Origin of the sequence: Salinicola salarius (assembly GCF_003206135.1) — a bacterium.
GTDB classification, from domain to species: domain Bacteria; phylum Pseudomonadota; class Gammaproteobacteria; order Pseudomonadales; family Halomonadaceae; genus Salinicola; species Salinicola salarius.
In genome coordinates, this window is sequence record NZ_PZJT01000002.1 from 168730 (window position 1) to 186899 (window position 18170).

An 18170-nucleotide genomic window follows, 5' to 3' on the forward strand; every position below is an offset into this window, starting at 1 on the left:
AACGTGAGAACTGTCCCCATGATCGAAATCCGCAATCTTTACAAGCGCTACCACAACCATCACGACAGCCCGTGGGTGCTCAAGGACATCTCTCTGACCATCCCTTCCGGGGTCAGTGTGGGACTGCTGGGTCGCAACGGGGCGGGCAAGTCGACGCTGCTGCGACTGATCGGCGGCATGGACTCGCCGGACCGCGGCGAGATCATTCGCAACAGCCGGGTTTCCTGGCCGATCGGTCTGGCGGGCGGCTTCCAGGGCTCGATGACTGGGCGCCAGAACGTCAAGTTCGTGGCTCGGATTCACGGTGCCGAGGAGGAGATCGAACGGGTCGTGCGGGAAGTCGAGGACTTCGCCGAGATCGGCGATGCCTTCGACGAGCCGGTCAAGACCTACTCCTCCGGGATGCGCTCACGCCTGGCGTTCGGGCTCTCGCTGGCCTTCGACTTCGACGTCTATCTCTCCGACGAGGCGACCGCCGTGGGCGACCGCGCCTTCAAGGCCAAGGCCAAGAATGCGTTCAAGGAGCGTGTCGGCCGGGCCAGCCTGATCATGGTCTCCCACGGCGAAGGGGTGCTGAGGGAGTTCTGCGAGGCGGGCATCGTGCTGGAGAAAGGGCAGGCGAAATGGTTCGACGATATCGAGGAGGCGATCAGCGCCTATCACGAGGCGACCGACGGCAAGAAGATCGCACCGCCCAAGGTGCCCACGTCGCTCGCCGAAGCGAAGCAGCAGCTGATGCAAGCCAATCTCGAGTTCGAGCAGGCCCGTCTCGAGTACCAGATAGCCAGTGACGATCCCGCCCGCAATGATCCCGGCGATGCGCTGCGCTGGCGCATGGAGGAGGCCCGCGAGCGGATGCACGAGGCGCGCCGTCATGTGCAGCAGTTCCAGTCACAGGCGAAAGCGAAGCCTCGTAATCGAACGAAAAAGACTCCGAATAAGCCCCCGAAAAAGACAGGTCGGCCATGAACAAGTCATCTCATACCAATAAATCATCGCGGTTGCGCAAGTCGTTCCACTGGATCGTGTGCTTGATCGCGATCGTCGTCGTCTCGCTCTACTGGGCGTTGTGGGCCAGCGATCGCTATGTCTCCCATGCCAACGTGGTGCTCGAAAGCCCCCAGCTCGCCTCGCCGACGTTGAGCGTGAGTTCGCTGCTGAGCGGCGGGGCGACCAGCAATCTCGCGGACATGCTGCTGCTGCGCGATTACATGCGGTCCGTCGACATGCTGAAGCTGCTCGTCGAGGAGGCGGATTTCCGCAATCACTACGCCAATTCCGGGGCGGACTTCTTCAGCGCACTAGGGGATGAAAACGCGCCGCTGGAAGAGCTGCACGACTACTTCCTCTCGCGGGTCTCGGTGGAGCTGGACGACTACGCCGGCGTGCTGCGGGTCGATGTCGAAGCCTTCGATCCGGAGGAAGCCAACAAGATCGCGCAACTGCTGCTGGACGAGGGCGAGCGCCACATGAACCTGATGGGCCAGCGCCTGGCGGAGGAGCAGGTGCGCTTCCTCGAACAGCAGGTCGCGCTGCTGGAAGAGAAATTCCAGCAGACCCGTGATGCATTGCTCGACTACCAGAACGCCAACGGACTGGTCTCGCCGACGGGCACGGTGGAAAGCCTCAGCTCGGTGGTTTCGGGGCTGGAAGGGCAGCTCGCCATCGCCAAGGCGCGCAAGAGCGCGATGACCAGCTACCAGAGCGCCCGTTCTCCGGAAGTCGTGCGCATCAACAGCGAGATCAAGGCGCTTACCAATCAGATCACCCAGGAACAGCAGCGTCTGGCCCGCCAGTCGGGCAACGCGCTCAACAGCATTTCCTCGGAGTACCAGACCCTGATGCTGCGGGCGCAGTTCGCTCAGGACAGCTACTCCGGGGCGCTGGGCGCGCTCGAGAACACCCGCATCGAAGCAGCACGGAAGCTCAAGCAGGTCTCCGTGCTGCAGACGCCGACGATGCCGGAATACCCCGAGCAGCCCGAGCGGCTCTACAACTCGGTGGTATTCGCGGTGATCGCGCTGTTCATCACGCTGATCATCAACATGCTGATCCTGATCGTGAAGGACCACCGCGACTAAACGGCAGGCAGGGCGGGTTCGGCGCATGCCGCGGCCCGGCCCTCCCTGGCGGCGCAGCAGTACCGACCAGCAAGACGGTTACCAGCAAGACGGTTACCAACAAGACGGTTACCAACAAGACGAACGACCCAGCGACAGATCTACCCAACGACAGATCTGCCCAATTAAAGATCTACCCAACTATAGGCTCGACGGGGGAATCACCATGAGCATGACATTTCTAGTGACAGGTGGCGCCGGGTTCATCGGCTCGGCAGTCGTGCGCGAATTGATCGAGCACACACCGCATCGCGTCATCAATGTCGACAAACTGACCTACGCCGGCAACCCGGAATCGCTGGCACGCGTCGACAGCGACGAGCGCTACGAATTTCGGCTGGCCGACATCTGCGATGCCTCGGCCATGAACCGGATCCTGAGGGAGTACCGGCCGGACGTCGTCATGCACCTGGCGGCGGAGAGCCACGTGGATCGCTCCATCGATGGGCCGGCGGCGTTCATCGAGACCAACATCATGGGGACCTACGTCCTGCTGGAGGCGACACGCGCCTACTGGAAAGGGTTGCAGGACAGCGACCCCCGCAAGGCCGCGGCGTTCCGCTTCCACCACATTTCCACCGACGAGGTCTATGGCGACCTGCACGGCGTCGACGATCTGTTCACCGAGACGACGCCGTACGCGCCGAGTTCACCCTATTCGGCCAGCAAGGCGAGCTCCGATCACCTGGTTCGCGCCTGGCACCGGACCTTCGGCCTGCCGACGCTGGTGACCAACTGTTCCAACAACTACGGGCCGTTCCATTTTCCGGAAAAGCTGATCCCGCTGATGATCCTCAGCGCGCTGGCCGGAAAGTCGCTGCCCGTCTACGGCGATGGCAAGCAGGTTCGCGACTGGCTTTATGTCGAGGATCACGCGCGGGCGCTGGTGAAAGTCGCCAGCGAGGGCAGCATCGGCGAGACCTACAACATCGGCGGCCACAACGAGAAGCAGAACATTCAGGTCGTCGAGACCATCTGCGAGCTGCTCGAGGAACTGGCGCCGCGGAAGCCGGCGGGAGTTGCTCACTATCGTGACCTGATCACTTTCGTGACCGATCGGCCGGGCCATGACCAGCGCTATGCGATCGACGCCTCCAAGATCCAGCGTGAACTGGGCTGGGCGCCGCAGGAGACCTTCGAGAGCGGCATGCGCAAGACAGTGCAGTGGTTCCTCGAAAACGACGTCTGGTGGCGCCGGGTGCAGAACGGCAGTTATCAAGGGGAGCGGCTGGGAGCCATCGCATGAACATTCTGATTCTGGGAGGAAGCGGCCAGGTCGGCTTCGAGCTGCAGCGCGCGCTGGCCCCGCTCGGAAACTGCATTGCGCCGGGGCGCCGGTCGCTCGATCTGCAGGATGCCGCGGCCGTCGTGCGTCTGCTCGACGAGCTTGGCCCGAGCCTCGTCGTCAATGCGGCGGCCTGGACGGCGGTGGATGCCGCCGAAAAGTCACGTGACGAAGCCTTTCGCCTCAACGCGGCGCTGCCGGCCCAGCTTGCCGACTACTGTGCGTCCCACTCGGCGAAGCTCGTTCACTACTCCTCGGACTACGTCTATCCCGGCGGTGGCGACACGGCGTGGCAGGAGACCAGCGAGACCGGCCCGCTGTCCGTCTACGGAAAGAGCAAGCTGGCCGGTGACGAGGCGGTGCTGGCCAGCGGCGCCGATGCGCTGATCTTCCGCACCAGCTGGGTCTACAGCGCGCGCGGCCACAACTTCATGAAGACCATGCTGCGCCTGGCTCGGGAGCGCGAGGCGTTGCGCATCGTCGGCGACCAGATCGGCGCACCGACGCCGGCCCGGCTGATTGCGGAAGTGACCTTACTGGCCGTGAAGCAGCGCGGGGAGGGCCGTCTCGAACCGGGCCTCTACCATCTCGCCCCGCGTGGCGAGACCAACTGGCATGGCTTCGCCCAGGCGATCTTCCGACATGCCGAGGCACTCGGGGAAACCTTGCAGGTAAAGCCGGATCAGGTGGTGTCGATTGCGACCGCGAATTATCCCACACCCGCGCGTCGGCCGCTCAACTCGCGGCTGTCGCTGGAGAAAGTCGAGCAAGCCTTGGGCATCACGCTGCCGAATTGGGAATCCCAATTGCAGTTGACGCTGGCGGAGCTGCTCGAAGCCGCATAGCGCGTTCTTCCGTGACGCGCTCGCAACTTCCCGTGAAAGGAGACCCTTGCAAGAGGGGCGACTTTTATACCGTTACCTTGAATGTCTGAATCGATCTTCGTATCGAAAGGAGCTTCACCATGGCACGTAAAGGCATCATTCTGGCCGGCGGTTCCGGTACTCGCCTGCATCCGATTACCCAGGGCATCTCCAAGCAGCTGCTGCCGGTGTACGACAAGCCGATGATCTACTACCCGATCTCGGTGCTGATGCTGGCAGGGATCCGCGAGATATTGATCATCTCGACGCCTTCCGACCTGCCGCAGTATCAATATCTGCTGGGCGACGGCGCGCAGTTCGGGGTGCGGTTCGAATACGCCGAACAGCCTTCACCGGATGGTCTGGCCCAGGCGTTCCTGATCGGCGAATCGTTCATCGGCAACGACTCCGTGTGTCTGGTACTGGGCGACAACGTATTCCACGGCCAGCACTTCTCGGAGCAGCTGATGCGGGCTTCGGACGTGCAGAAGGGTGCGACGGTCTTCGGCTATCTGGTCAAGGACCCGGAACGCTTCGGCGTGGTGGAGTTCGATGCCTCGGGCAAGGCGCTGTCGATCGAGGAGAAGCCGATCAAGCCGAAGTCGCCTTACGCGGTTACCGGCCTCTACTTCTACGACAACGACGTGGTCGAGATCGCCCATCAGGTCAAACCCTCCGAGCGCGGCGAGCTGGAAATCACCAGTATCAACAATGCCTACCTCGAGCGGGGCGATTTGCGCGTCGAACGGTTGGGGCGCGGCTTCGCGTGGCTCGATACCGGTACGCACGACAGCCTGCTGGAAGCCGGGCAGTACGTGCAGACGATCGAGCACCGCCAGGGGCTCAAGGTCGCCTGTCTGGAAGAGATCGCCTGGAATCATGGCTGGATCGACGACGCGACGCTGGCCGAACGCGGAACCGCCCTCAAGAAGACCGGCTACGGCCAGTATCTGCTCAAGCGCCTCGAAGACGCGCAGCGCGGCGGGACGACGGGCGAAGTCGTCATGGCCGGCTTCGGCGGCAGTCGCTGATTTCGGTTCGTCAGTTCAACCAATCACCTCAGCCACCAACCCAGCCATCAACCTAGCCATCAACCCAGCCGGAGATACGGACGACATGAATTACGAAAAGCTGGCCATTCCTGACGTCGTGCTGATGACACCCCATGTGTTCGGCGACGAACGAGGCTTCTTCCTCGAGACCTTTCGACACAGCGAGTTCATCGAACACTGCGGCGACTACCGGTTCGTGCAGGACAACCACAGCAGGTCCGGCCAGGGCATTCTGCGCGGGCTGCACTATCAGCTGCATCAGCCGCAGGGAAAGCTGGTCCGGGTCACCCGGGGCGAGGTCTATGACGTCGCAGTCGATCTTCGCCGCAGTTCGCCCACCTTCGGGCAGTGGGTCGGCGCGTTGTTGAGCGAAGACAATCGCCAGATGCTGTGGGTGCCGCCAGGCTTCGCCCACGGCTTCTACGTCACCAGCGAGATCGCCGAGTTCCAGTACAAGTGCACGGACTACTATGCGCCGGGCGACGAATACAGCCTGCACTGGAACGACCCGCAACTGGCCATCGACTGGCCGCTGGTGAGCGACGAGCCTGTGACCTCCGACAAGGACGAGCAGGGAAGACGACTGGCCGACGCCGCGACCTTCGCCTAGTCCCGAGTCGATTTCGGGACACGCTGCGGGAGCCGTCTCGAAGCGGATTCGAGGCTCACCCGACATTCACTCGACGCTCACTCGAAGATCTTCCAGGCCACCGTTCCTGAACCGCCAGCGCTCGCCGGTCCGCGTTCCGGTCATTGGCCTGATTCACGGATCCAGAATCCTGGATCGTGGGTATCGGGGCGACGAGGCGACGAGGCGAAAGTGTCATTCCGTGCGGGGCCGGCCGGTCTCGCCTATTCGAATTTCTGAGCTGCCCAGTGGGCGGCATCGCGCATCATGGGGATTTCTCGGATGAAGATCACCGTTTTCGGTACCGGTTATGTCGGTCTGGTCACGGGTACCTGTCTGGCTGACGTTGGCCATGACGTGGTCTGTGTCGATATCGACCAAAGCAAGATCGAGCGCCTGGTTCAGGGAGACATTCCCATCTATGAACCCGGTCTCGAGTCGATGGTGCTGCGCAACATCGAAGGCCAGCGCCTGAAATTCACCACCGATGCCAGGATGGCGGTGGAACACGGCGTGCTGCAGTTCATTGCCGTGGGCACGCCGCCCGACGAGGATGGCAGCGCCGACCTGCAATACGTGCTGTCGGTGGCGTCCACCATCGGTCAGTACATGAACGGCTACAAGGTCGTCATCGACAAGTCGACCGTGCCGGTCGGTACCGCCGACAAGGTGCGGGAGCGTATCGAGGGCGTGCTGGCGGAACGCGTCGCCGATCTGCCGTTCGATGTCTGCTCCAACCCGGAATTCCTCAAGGAAGGTTCGGCGCTGGAGGATTTCACGCGAGGCGCTCGTATCGTCGTCGGGACCGAATCGGATCGCGTCGCCGATCTGATGCGGGAGTGCTACGCGCCCTACAACCGCAATCGCGAGAAGTTGATGTTCATGAGCGTGCGCGCGGCCGAACTGACCAAGTATGCGGCCAACGCGATGCTGGCGACCAAGATCAGCTTCATGAACGAGATCGCCAATCTGGCCGAACGCCTCGGTGCGGATATCGAGGACGTGCGTCGCGGCATCGGCTCCGACCCGCGTATCGGCTATCACTTCATCTATCCCGGCTGTGGCTATGGCGGTTCCTGTTTTCCGAAGGACGTGCAGGCACTGGCCCGTACCGCCAGCAAGGTGGGGTACGAAGCCGAGCTGCTGAAAGCCGTGGAAGCGGTCAACAAGCGCCAGAAATCCACCCTGTTCGAGAAGCTCTCCCATGCCCTGGATGGCGAGCTGGAAGGCAAGACGATCGCGGTCTGGGGGCTGTCCTTCAAGCCGGAAACCGACGACATGCGGGATGCGCCAAGTCGGACGCTGATGGAAGCGCTATGGGACAAAGGAGCCACGGTGCAGGCCTACGATCCCGAGGCCATGAAGGAGTGCCGCCGCATCTACGGCGAGCGAGATGACCTGATATTGGTCGCGGACCGTATCCAGGCGGTCAAGAAGGCCGATGCGCTGGTGATCTGCACCGAATGGAAGGAGTTTCGCACCCTCGATGCCGAGTGGATTCGCGGCCAACTGAGTGCTCGGGTGGTCATCGATGGTCGCAACCTGTTCGACCCGGAAACCATGTCCGCGGCCGGAGTCGACTACTACGCGGTGGGGCGGGGCAAGACGATCGATCCTCGCGTTGCCGCCTGACACGTTTTTTCCACCTGTCGAAAGCCCGGCCCGCCACTCGAGTGGGCGTTGCCGGGCTACAAAACGATAAGAAAGTTTCGCGAAACGTTTCTGTTGAGTAAGTCTAATCCTGCCGTTAATGAAGTTTTTAATAGAGCTCTGGAATGATTTATTCATCGATTTATGGATGGTGAATATCGATGAGTAAATTCATCTTCAATAAAGGGCGAGTCGCGATTAACCTGACTAAAGTCTTAGCAATGGTTGCTCGGTTACCGGCGCTTAAAGCTGACTGAATGTCACCATTGATTTGATTTTAAAGTTCTATTTCGTTGACTGTCGATACTGCTGGTGGTTCGAGAAGCCTGTTGCCAACCGGCAGTGGCTACTGGGGAATAGTCAACGAATTGTCATGGCGGGTTGTTATAGGGCGGCAATCGATACTCCTGGTCATGAAAATAAAGATAACGTTATTACGATGAAGCAACGTTGCTTCTGCCTGTGTCACCGTTACCGATAATGACACTCTGGTGTTATGACGCATTCCGAAGATGCGCCTGGTGGTATTCCATCGCCGTGATGGAAAAGAATAGCAATAAGTCGCTCATAGAAATAAGTCGCTCATTGCGACAAACCAAACGACAGACGAGGCATCATCATGCAAGCCAAGAGCCGGGCATTATATGAATTCGGGGCGACCTTTCTTGGGCCCGCATTGCACGTTTACGCCGAGTCCATTGAAGCCGAGGCCGAAGGTCATTTGCCGGTGTGCCTGGCGAGGGAAGGCTGGTGCTTTCACCGTCTGTTGATTCGTCTCCAGCGGGAGTCCTCGATCGACCTGCCGCACGATCCCATCTACCTGCGGGTCTCCAGAACGCTGCTCTTCCGCGCCATGCTGGGTTCGGAGACGATCACGCCGATGGCGCTGAGCAACGATTTCTCGGGCAGCATTCTGGATCTCATGCGCAAGCGGTTCGGTCTTCAGCTGCACGAGATATTCGCGGCGTTGCCGTTCGAGCTGCTGCGCTTCAATTGCGAGCTTCCCAAGGACAAGGATCTGGTTCTGCAGTGGTTGATGCCCCATCTCGAGGCGTTGAAAAAGGTCGTTTCACCGACCCGAAAATCGCTGGTCGCCTATCTGGAACGGTCCGGATTGATGGACCCGGAAAAGCGCCCCCTGATGCTGGATCTGGGCTACTCCGGCACGATCCAGAAGATTCTCACTCATATCATCGAGCGGGATACCACGGGGCTCTATTTCATCGCTACCAAGCCGGGTGACACCGAAGTCAGCAAGCACCATGCACTGTTGAAGGGCGTCTTCCACGAGGGCGTCGGCTGGCGCAATGGCTGCACCATGCTCGATCGTTCGCTGCTTTTCGAATGCCTGCTGACCGCGCCGCACGGGCAGATGGTCGACATTCGGCAGAAGAGCAACCAGGAGTTCGAATACTTCTACGGACGCCAGGCGGGAACGCAGCGTCATTTCCAGGATTTGAAGACGGTCTTCGATGGGGCGATCGATCACGTCGTGATGTGTCGACGACACGGCGTGAATTATTCGCCAGAGGACGTGCAGGGGCTTTACGAGGTCTTTGCGACCCGACCCAACTGTATCCCGCACGATGTCTGGCACCTTTTCAGTGTCGATGACGACATCACCGGCAACGGCATCGTCAATCCGATGCAAATGTTCGCAATATAAATCAAGAGGTGGGGGCCCACATGAAACCAACGGGAAAGATGATATCGCTACTACCGTGGCTATTTCAGACCCAGTTCGCCAGTCAGGCGCGCAAGAAGCGTCTGGCGGCGGAAGAGGTCGTGGGAATGGACGACAATATCGTCGTGCCGGAGAGCGGTATCGAGGATCAGCCGCGCAAGACGCCCATCCCCGATGACAGGAATCTGGTCACCGTGACCGAAACGTTCGTCGTCGCAGAGGGCGAGGCGGTCAACGACGATCTTTCCTCGACCGACGCCGACGCAGACGACAAGGTAACGACACCGTCTGTCGACCCCGCGACGGCCATCGGTGAGGAAGTGACAAGCTCGCTTATCGATGATTCGGAAGCCGTCGCTCCCGAAGCCGTCGAGTCCGAAGTCCTCGAGCTTCCGCTGGGGGATGCCGCGCGTGAAGGCGGAGCCCACGCCGCCATGATGAGCCAGGCGTTCATGGATGCGCTGAATACGGGGCTGTTCGATCCCAAGTGGTATCAGGCGACGTACGGGCTGCGCTTCTCGACACAGCGTGAGGCATTCGACGACTACATCCGCAAGTCCCGCTTCGCGCCGGTCAACCCCTCGCCGCGCTTCGACAGCGAAACCTATCATCGGATGTACATCGATGTCTTTCATGCCCAGCAGAGCCCGCTTCAGCATTATCTGCTGCATGGACGTAGCGAAGGCCGGCAGCATGTGCCCGCTACGGTGCGCTGGTTCCCTCGGGAGATCGTCACGCCCGGCAAGCGGCTGACACCGGCAGCGAGCGAGCTCAAGGTCGCGCTCTGCCTGCATGTCTTCTATGTCGATTTTCTGGATCGCTTTGCCCAGGCCATCGAGCGGTTCCCGGTGACCGTCGACGTCTATCTCACGCTGGCGGATGCCAGCTTCGAAACGCGTGCCCGTCAGCTGTTCGGCGAGCATGCGCGGGTCGGCAAGCTCGAGACTCGTGTCGTGCCCAACCGCGGCCGCAACTTCGGCCCGGTGCTGGTGGAGTATGGCCAGGCCCTGCAGGAGTACGATCTGTTCTGCCACCTGCATTCGAAGAAGTCGCTCTATTCGGGCAAGGAACAGACGCAGTGGGCAGAGTACCTGATCGAGTATCTGCTCCGCGATACTTCCGTCATCACGCGGCTGCTGAACGCCTTCGCCGCCGATGAATCCCTCGGGCTCTACTACCCGACGACGTTCTGGATGATGCCTTCCTGGGTCAACCATCAGACCATGAACAAGGGTTTCATGCGCGAGTGGCAGGAGAAGCTGGGACTGGGCCACATTCCCGAGTTCCTGAGCTATCCCGCCGGCGGCATGTTCTGGTCGCGCCCCGAGGCGATGAACGGCGTGCTGGACCAGACCTGGACCTATGAAGACTTCCCGGAAGAGCCATTGCCCAACGACAACTCGATGCTTCATGCCCTCGAGCGCGTGCTGGGGCCGCTGGCCGAGCATCACGGCTTCCGGCAGCTGTTCTTCTATCCGCCCACCGGGCAGTTCACCACGGACAACGGCTATATCACCGCCAGCTATCACGGCCGGCTGGAGCAGCACATCGCCAGCATCCAGGCGCATGCCTGCATCAGTTTCGATGTGTTCGACACCCTGGTGCGCCGCGAATACACCGTGCCGGATTACGCCAAGCTGAAGCTGGGCAAGATGCTGGCGGAACAGGGGATCGTTCCCTCCGCGCAGGCCTTCGTCAAGTTGCGCAACGATGCCGAATCGACCCTGCGCCGACGTGCCAACTTCCAGGGCGACGTACGTATCGAGGCGATCTACGACGAGCTGGCCGATCAGTTGGACGTCAGCCCGGACACCGCGCAGGAGTGGATGGCGCTGGAGTACGAACTCGATCTCGAGATGATCCAGCCCAAGGACGAGATGGTCGAGCTGTTCAACCATCTTGCCGCGCAGGGGCACATCCTCTGGGTCATTTCCGACAGCTATTACAACCGCGAGCAGGTGGGGCTGATGCTGCGCAAGGCCGGCGTTGCCGCTGCCTATCGGCTGATGGTCTCCAGCGAAGAACAGGCGCGCAAGGATAACGGCTCGATGTGGGTCAAGGTGAAACAGGACCTGGCCAACGAAGGCATCGATCGTCATCTGCACATTGGCGACAACGTGGTCGCGGATGCCCAGATGCCCGGCGACCTGGGGCTGACGACCTTCCACATTCTCCATCCGATGGACAAGTGGGCGGCCTTGGGATTTCCGCCGGTGCTGCATGGCGCGGACGCGCTGGACGAGATGCAGATCCTCAAGTGGGGCCGACTGATCAACGAAGTCGGAAGAAATCCGTTCATCGGCGAATGACATCGGCGCTGGCCACTCGGCGCCGACGCTGGCCGCTCGGTGGTGAGCGTTGGCCGGGTGGCGGGCCCTGTCGCCGATGACGACGAGCCGATGCATTGCCAGCGGATTCGTTCACCGTCGGTCGATTGACGAAAGAGCAGATGGAGATCCGCTATCGATCTCCAGTGCCGATCCTGCGACATATTTAGCGGTTGAGGGGGAGAGCGTGACGGTCGATTCAAAGCGCGCGGATTCTCGTTCCACGCCGAACATCTGTTTCACCGCCCTCACCATGGTGCGCGGCGAGAGCGATATCGTGTGGTCGTCGCTGCTTCACCATGCGCGCCTGGGGTTCCAGCGCCTGATCGTGATCAGTTATCTGGAACATGACTTCCTGCGTCAGTGCATCGACAAGTTGCGTCGCGATTTCCCTGCAGTGGAAGTCAACCTGGTCGAGCTCGAAAGCCAGGGGCACTTCGGGCGGCGCAAGGCTTTCTACGTCAATCGGGCGCTGTCTCTGTTCATCGACCCCAAGAAGGAGAACTACGTCTACTGCTTCGATGCCGACGAGTTCCTGTCGTTGGGAAGTCATGCCTCGATCGGCGACTTCTTCGCCGCCTTCCTGGCCGGCCTGCCCGCCGGTGCGCGAGAGGGCGCGGTCGGGGAGTGCTTTGCGCTGCCGTGGCTGAACCTGATCCCCCAACGCCGCCACTACGCGGAGCGGGATCTGAGCGGGCAGTTTCTCGACGGGGACTATCTCTGCGTCGATACCCGCCAGAACAGCCGCCACAAGGTGCTGTTCCGCAAGCGTTCCGGTACGCGGGTTCACATGGCCTATCACCAGGCTTTCGCCGGCGAGAAGGACGTTCCGGTACTGCCGGATCCCGAGACGCTGAAGTTCGTCGAGGCCAGCGGGGCGTGCGTCTATCACGTGCCGTTGCGCAGCCCGGATCAGTTCCGGGCGCGCCTGGAAGGGCCCATGCGGCGCGTGATGATCCAGACCGGCTCGGGCCAGTCTCCCGCCCATGCCGAATTGCCTTTCGATATTGCCGATGCGCTGTTTTCGGCGTGTACCGCCAGCCAGCCAAGATTCGCAAGTCTCGCCGAAGCTGCAGATGTCTTCGGTGAAGCCATTACCGATAGAAAGATTCGGGCCATCACTCGATTCATTTACCGCCATCGAGTGGACGTCGGCCCGGTCCTGAGCTCGGCGAAATAGCCGCCGAGTTCGTGTTGCCTGGGAAACTTACGCCGATGATTTCACGTACTACTGCCAATCAAGCCCGTTATCGCTTTGCCATCGTCGCCATCGTCAAGAACGAACGGCCCTATCTGGCCGAGTGGATCGCCTATCACCGCCTGATCGGCTTCGAGCATTTCTACATTGCCGACCATGGCAGTACCGATGGTACCGATCTGCTGCTGGCGAAGTGGCAACGCCAGGGGGTGGTCACCGCGCGGCAGTGGGAGCCCGAGGAGCGGGCGCAGACGCTGTGGTACCAGCATGTGCTGGCGCATCACGGGCAGGAAGCCACCTATATGGCGTTCCTGGATGTCGACGAATTCCTGGTGCACCCGAACTGTGATCGTCCGCTGGAATGGCTGGCGCCGACCCTGGCTTCCCATGACGTGGGTGCCGTGGCGATCAACTGGCGGATCTTCGGTTCGTCGGGCATGCGCTTTCGCCAACCCGGCGGTGTCCTGGAGCGCTTCAGCCTGGCGAGCGACAACGAGCGCGTCGTCAATTGTCACGTGAAGTCGATCGTCAAGCCGTCGCTGGTGCTGTCGATGACCGCGCATACGGCGGAGCTCAAGCCCGGCTACCGCTATCTCACCGCCAACGGTCAGCAGGCGGATTTCCTGGAAGGCAAGGTGAAATCCGGCCGTACCGAGCGCGTGGTCGATACCCCGCTGAAGATCTACCACTACAACATCAAATCCTACGAAGAGTTCGTGGATACCAAGATGACGCGCGGGCGCGCCAACATGGGGCCGGCGCATTCCCGCGATCTGGATTATTTCCGCAACCACGACATGAACGAGGTGAGCGTCAGCTTCTCGTCCGAGCTGTTGAGTCGGGTGCGTCAGGCCAGCTGTGAACTGCTGCCGGAAATGGCCACACCGCGGCGCCAGCCTTGCTTCTTCGTCCACATTCCCAAGACCGCGGGAACCAGTTTCCGGCTGGGGGCCAGGTCGCATCTCGGCGAGGGCCAGGTCTGGCACGACTACGGCGAAAACCAGCGCGAAACCGCTCCCATGGTGGTGCGCTGGGCCTACGAGCGGCGCGACCTCTGGCGGGTCTGGCAGATTCTCTCCGAACAGAATGTACAGCTGCTGGGTGGGCACGTTCGGCTGGATAAATATGCCCATCTGGCAGGGCTGCGCTACTGCTTTTCGTTCGTGCGCGACCCCTTGCAGCGGCTGGCGTCCGAATACCACCACTTCGTGCGCCACCACGGCTACCAGGATTCATTCTCGGCGTTCTACCGGCGCCACGACATGATCAACCGCCAGAGTCGCTTTCTGGAGTCGACGCGGCTCGAGGCGCTGGGATTCGTCGGGTTGACGGAACGGTACGCGGAATCGCTGGCGATCCTGAACGATCTCTACGGCTGGCAGATACCGGGCATGGCCGAAAACCTGGGTCACGCCTCCGTCGATCACGTCTACGACATCGATCCGGCCGACGAGCTGGCCTTGCGGGAGCTGAACGCGGAGGACTTCCAGCTCTATCGGGAGAGCCGGCGTCTCTTCGAGCTGAGGCTGGGGCTTTTCCAGCAGGGTCGGCCGTTCGTGCATGGGGCGATTCAGCAGTGCGTGGCCGACAAGGTGGTGGGGTGGGCGTGGTGGGCCACCGATGACAGCCCGGTCGAGATCGAGGTCTGGGTCAACGATCGCAAGGTCGGCCGCACGCTGGCCAATGCGCTGCGTCCCGGCATGCTGCGCTGGGGCGCGCCGCGGGGCTCCTACGTGGGTTTCCATCTGCCGCTGGAAGCCGTGCCCGGCGACATCGTCGACTGCCGCGTGACCCTGACCCAGCAGTCCCTGGGGCGGCACCGCGTGCATCGAACCGCTTCCCTTCAGCCCGTGCTGGAAACTTGAGGGACACGCCATGCAGACTTCTCTGTCGCCGGTACCGGACGCCAAGCACTGGATGTTCTGGCGCGGCCTGAATCGCACCACGCGGATCGTCTGTCACCCGCGCCTGAAGCCGCTCTACCATCTCGAGCGGCTGACGCAGGAAGAAGCGGACGAGGCTCGCCAGTATGTCTGGCGTTCGACGGGCAACGACCCCCAGTTCGCCTGGAAGCGCCATTTGCCGGTGCCCGGCTGGAACATGCTCGAAGTCACGATTCGGCATGACCAGCCGAGCGGGGCGGCGCGGTTGTACGTCGATACGGGGCGGGGCTTCAACGAGGCGGAGAGTTTCTACCTGACGCTCAAGCCGGGGCGGACCGCCAAGCGGCTCTGTTACATCGGTGCGGGTGTCCGGGCGATTCGGTTCGATCCGCTGGAAACCGAAGGGTGCTTCGCCGTCGAGCATCTGAGGCTGGTCTGGCTGAGCCCGTGGTTTGCCTACGACCGCCTGGCCCAACGCCTGGCCAATCTGCACGGCCAGTGGCTCGAGACTCCCAAGACCGACATTCTGCCGCAACTGAAGCAGCATGCCAGAGAGCAGAACGTCCATTGGCGAGCGCTTGCCCTCCGGCAGTACGAGGAGACGTTCGTTCGACTGTGTCCGCGCAAGAGCTATCGACAGTGGCTGGTACAGCAGCCCGTGCTGTCCCCCGATCGGATAGCGCACCAGCTGGCGGCATTTTCCTATCGGCCGCTGATCTCGATCCTGCTGCCGACGTATGACCCGGCGCCCGAAGACCTCGAGCGTTGTATCGAATCGGTCCTGGCGCAGCGCTACCCGCACTGGCAGCTGTGTATCGCCGACGATGCCTCCACCGATTCGCGGGTTCGGGAGACGCTGTCCCGTTACGCCGAGCGGGATTCGCGCATCGAGGTGGTGTTTCGCCCGACCAATGGTCATATCTGTGCGGCGAGCAACAGTGCGCTGGCGCGTGCCCGGGGCGAGTACGTGGCCCTGCTGGATCACGATGACCGGCTGGTGCCGGAGGCGCTCTATCACATCGTCGAGGCGCTGCAGGAGCAGCCGCAGGCGGAGCTGCTCTACAGCGACGAGGACAAGGTCGACGGGTTCGGCGAGCGTTACGATCCCCACTTCAAGCCGGCCTGGAACCCGGATCTGTTGCTGGGCCAGAACTATATCTCCCATCTCGGCGTTTATCGGACGTCGAGAGTGCGGGCCATCGGCGGTTTCCGCCAGGGCTTCGAGGGCAGCCAGGATCACGACCTGACCCTGCGATTCTGCACCGGGCTCGCGGTGGATCGAATCGTCAGGATCCCCAGGGTGCTTTATCACTGGCACGCCGGCCAGGGGTCGACGGCAGCCGCGGCCGTGGAGAAGCGCTATACCGCCGGCGCCGGTCTGCGTGCGGTGCAGGATCATCTGGACCGGCATACCGCGGGGGCGCGCGCCGAGCCGGGCAAGTATCCCAATACTTATCGGATTCGCTGGCCGCTTCCCGACCCGGCGCCGCTGGTGAGTCTGCTCATTCCGACGCGCGACCAGGTGTCGATCCTGCGGCCTTGTGTCGAGGCACTGCTCGAACGCACACGCTATTCGCGGCTGGAAGTGCTGATTCTCGACAACGGCTCCACCTGCCGCGAGACCCTGGCCTTCCTGGACGAGATCGCCAGGGATGCACGAGTTCGCGTGCTGTCGTGGCCATACCCGTTCAACTACTCGGCAATCAACAATTTCGGCGCTCGTCACGCGCGCGGCGACATCCTGGGGCTGATCAACAACGACATCGAACCGATCAACGAGGATTGGCTGGAGGAGATGGTAAGCCAGGCCTGTCGCGAGGAGATCGGCTGCGTCGGTGCCAAGCTCTACTACCCCGACGGCATGGTCCAGCACGGCGGGGTGCTGCTGGGTGTGGGCGGTGTCGCGGGTCATGCGCACAAGTATTTCTCGCGCCACGAACCCGGTTATTTCAGCCGGCTGCATCTCGTCCAGAACTTTTCCGCCGTGACCGCGGCGTGCCTGGTGGTGCGCAAGTCGCTGTTCGATGCCGTCGGCGGGCTGGACGAAGAGAACCTGGCGGTCGCGTTCAACGACGTCGATTTCTGCCTCAAGGTGCAGGAAGCGGGATACCGCAATCTATGGACGCCGTTTGCCGAGCTCTACCACCACGAGTCCGTTTCCCGGGGCGCCGACGATACCAGTGCCAAGCGCCTGCGAGCGACCCGGGAGGCGGATTACATGCGCCGCCGGTGGCGTCATCGGTTGTTCGACGATCCGGCCTACCACCCCAGCCTGACACTGACTTACGAGGACTTTTCGCTGCGTTGAACCGTCGCGAAAGGAATGACAATCCAGCCTACGAGGGGACTGATCATGAACTATCCGCGCTGGGTGGTTTTGAGTGATGGAACCTGCCCGACCGAAGATATCTACTTCCTGAAATCGGTGGCACCGTGGCTGCAATCACGTGGCATCGAGGTCAAGCGTATCGACACCAGCTACTGGCGGCTGCCGGTCATGTGCATGCCGTGGCTGGTGGGCGAGCTGCGCAATGCCCATATCCTCGTCTGCCGATCGCTCAACGGCGCCTGGATCTCGTGGCTGGAAGACAACCGGCACCGCGTGGCCACCATTCGCTATCTGATCGACGACGATATCGATGCCGCCGCGCTGGACGAAAAGCTGCCGGAAACCTACCGGCGGCGCATGGCGCACGTGTCGTCCCACGTGCAGCCGCGCCTGCTGGCGATCGCCGACGAAGTGATCGCCTGCTGCGAGCCGTTGGCGAAGCACTTCAGCCGGCGCCACGATTCGGTCTCGCTGCTGGCGCCATCGCTGATCGCGCCGATGCCCACCCACGATCATTTCATCCAGTCGGCGCCGCGCGTCGGGTTCCATGGCTCGCGTGCCCACCTGGCCGATCTCGAGAACATCACGCCGGCCCTGGTCGATATTCATGAACGCAACAAGGCGTTGATGTTCGAGATCATGCTGGGAGGCTTTTCGCCGGTCTCGCTGCGGGGGCTGCAGCGGGTACGCACTCCCAAGCCGCTCGGCTGGCGGGCCTTCCAGCGCTATCGCGACCGGCAGCGCATGCATATCAGTCTGACGCCGATGCGCGATACCCCGTTCAACGCCGGCAAGACCTACATCAAGTTTCTGGATAACGCCGCGATGGGCAGCGTGGGGCTTTACAGCGCCCGCTCGCCCTATCGCGAAATCGTCTCGCAAGGCGAAGACGGCTTGCTGGTCGAGGATACCCCCGAGGCCTGGCGTTCGGCGATGCAGCAGTTGATCGACGATCCGGTCGGGGCGCGACGCATGGCACAGAATGCAGCCCGCAAGGCGCTCGATATCGGCAATCCGGAGAAGGCCAGAGCCTTCTGGTGGGTGAGACGCTGACGCTGCGTTGCAAGGCAGAAATTACCGGCCCGATCCGTTCGGATGATGACGGCAAGCGTTCCCGATCTGCGTTGCCTCCGGGCGACGAGAACCTTTGA

13 protein-coding genes are annotated in these 18170 nt (G+C 61.9%); all 13 read left to right on the forward strand.

Annotated features, from left to right (window positions below):
- Positions 1–18: 18 nt before the first annotated feature.
- Positions 19–969: an ABC transporter ATP-binding protein gene (locus DOM32_RS01910; protein WP_110630690.1), complete on the forward strand. Its 951-nt coding sequence runs from the start codon at positions 19–21 to the stop codon at positions 967–969.
- The gene (locus DOM32_RS01915; RefSeq protein ID WP_071231567.1) at positions 966–2081 is read left to right on the forward strand and encodes a KpsE/RkpR family capsule polysaccharide export protein; all 1116 of its coding nucleotides are present in this window, start codon (positions 966–968) and stop codon (positions 2079–2081) included. The genes DOM32_RS01910 and DOM32_RS01915 overlap by 4 nt, the downstream gene beginning before the upstream one ends.
- Before the next feature lie 211 nt (positions 2082–2292).
- Complete coding sequence (gene rfbB, locus DOM32_RS01920) at positions 2293–3366, forward strand: dTDP-glucose 4,6-dehydratase (RefSeq protein WP_208625294.1); 1074 nt, start codon at positions 2293–2295, stop codon at positions 3364–3366.
- On the forward strand, positions 3363–4250 hold the full coding sequence (gene rfbD / locus DOM32_RS01925) for a dTDP-4-dehydrorhamnose reductase (RefSeq protein WP_110630694.1): 888 nt from the start codon (positions 3363–3365) through the stop codon (positions 4248–4250). Before rfbB ends, rfbD begins: the two co-directional genes overlap by 4 nt.
- 119 nt (positions 4251–4369) lie before the next feature.
- Complete coding sequence (gene rfbA, locus DOM32_RS01930) at positions 4370–5299, forward strand: glucose-1-phosphate thymidylyltransferase RfbA (RefSeq protein ID WP_110630697.1); 930 nt, start codon at positions 4370–4372, stop codon at positions 5297–5299.
- 85 nt (positions 5300–5384) lie between these two features.
- Positions 5385–5930, forward strand: a complete 546-nt coding sequence (rfbC, locus tag DOM32_RS01935; RefSeq protein WP_110630699.1) for a dTDP-4-dehydrorhamnose 3,5-epimerase — start codon at positions 5385–5387, stop codon at positions 5928–5930.
- Positions 5931–6230: 300 nt separating this feature from the next.
- Positions 6231–7580 (forward strand): UDP-glucose dehydrogenase family protein, encoded by a 1350-nt coding sequence (locus tag DOM32_RS01940; protein ID WP_110630700.1) that lies wholly within the window; start codon positions 6231–6233, stop codon positions 7578–7580.
- Positions 7581–8217: 637 nt separating this feature from the next.
- Complete coding sequence (locus DOM32_RS01945) at positions 8218–9264, forward strand: HAD family hydrolase (RefSeq protein ID WP_110630702.1); 1047 nt, start codon at positions 8218–8220, stop codon at positions 9262–9264.
- Between the two features lie 38 nt (positions 9265–9302).
- Positions 9303–11591, forward strand: coding sequence for a rhamnan synthesis F family protein (locus tag DOM32_RS01950; protein ID WP_208625280.1), 2289 nt, complete (start codon positions 9303–9305; stop codon positions 11589–11591).
- A 205-nt stretch (positions 11592–11796) separates the two neighbouring features.
- Positions 11797–12789 carry a glycosyltransferase family 2 protein gene (locus tag DOM32_RS01955; RefSeq protein ID WP_157957005.1) on the forward strand — a complete coding sequence of 331 codons (993 nt, stop codon included), beginning with the start codon at positions 11797–11799 and terminating at the stop codon, positions 12787–12789.
- A gap of 35 nt (positions 12790–12824) precedes the next feature.
- A complete protein-coding gene (locus DOM32_RS01960; protein ID WP_110630706.1) occupies positions 12825–14672 on the forward strand; it encodes a glycosyltransferase family 2 protein in 1848 nt (615 codons plus the stop codon).
- A gap of 10 nt (positions 14673–14682) precedes the next feature.
- Entirely contained in the window at positions 14683–16998 is a 2316-nt protein-coding gene (locus DOM32_RS01965) for a glycosyltransferase family 2 protein (RefSeq protein ID WP_110630707.1), read from the forward strand.
- Between the two features lie 45 nt (positions 16999–17043).
- Positions 17044–18072: a glycosyltransferase family protein gene (locus tag DOM32_RS01970; protein ID WP_071231558.1), complete on the forward strand. Its 1029-nt coding sequence runs from the start codon at positions 17044–17046 to the stop codon at positions 18070–18072.
- The last annotated feature ends 98 nt before the right edge of the window (positions 18073–18170 follow it).

Bases quoted from the DNA above. Each gene is read 5' to 3' on its own strand.
- rfbA (WP_110630697.1), top strand. From the start codon at position 4,370: ATGGCACGTAAAGGCATCATTCTGGCCGGCGGTTCCGGTACTCGCCTG.
- DOM32_RS01965 (WP_110630707.1), top strand. From the start codon at position 14,683: ATGCAGACTTCTCTGTCGCCGGTACCGGACGCCAAGCACTGGATGTTC.
- DOM32_RS01950 (WP_208625280.1), top strand. From the start codon at position 9,303: ATGATATCGCTACTACCGTGGCTATTTCAGACCCAGTTCGCCAGTCAG.
- DOM32_RS01910 (WP_110630690.1), top strand. From the start codon at position 19: ATGATCGAAATCCGCAATCTTTACAAGCGCTACCACAACCATCACGAC.
- rfbD (WP_110630694.1), top strand. From the start codon at position 3,363: ATGAACATTCTGATTCTGGGAGGAAGCGGCCAGGTCGGCTTCGAGCTG.
- DOM32_RS01945 (WP_110630702.1), top strand. From the start codon at position 8,218: ATGCAAGCCAAGAGCCGGGCATTATATGAATTCGGGGCGACCTTTCTT.
- rfbC (WP_110630699.1), top strand. From the start codon at position 5,385: ATGAATTACGAAAAGCTGGCCATTCCTGACGTCGTGCTGATGACACCC.
- DOM32_RS01915 (WP_071231567.1), top strand. From the start codon at position 966: ATGAACAAGTCATCTCATACCAATAAATCATCGCGGTTGCGCAAGTCG.
- DOM32_RS01940 (WP_110630700.1), top strand. From the start codon at position 6,231: ATGAAGATCACCGTTTTCGGTACCGGTTATGTCGGTCTGGTCACGGGT.
- DOM32_RS01970 (WP_071231558.1), top strand. From the start codon at position 17,044: ATGAACTATCCGCGCTGGGTGGTTTTGAGTGATGGAACCTGCCCGACC.
- DOM32_RS01960 (WP_110630706.1), top strand. From the start codon at position 12,825: ATGATTTCACGTACTACTGCCAATCAAGCCCGTTATCGCTTTGCCATC.
- rfbB (WP_208625294.1), top strand. From the start codon at position 2,293: ATGACATTTCTAGTGACAGGTGGCGCCGGGTTCATCGGCTCGGCAGTC.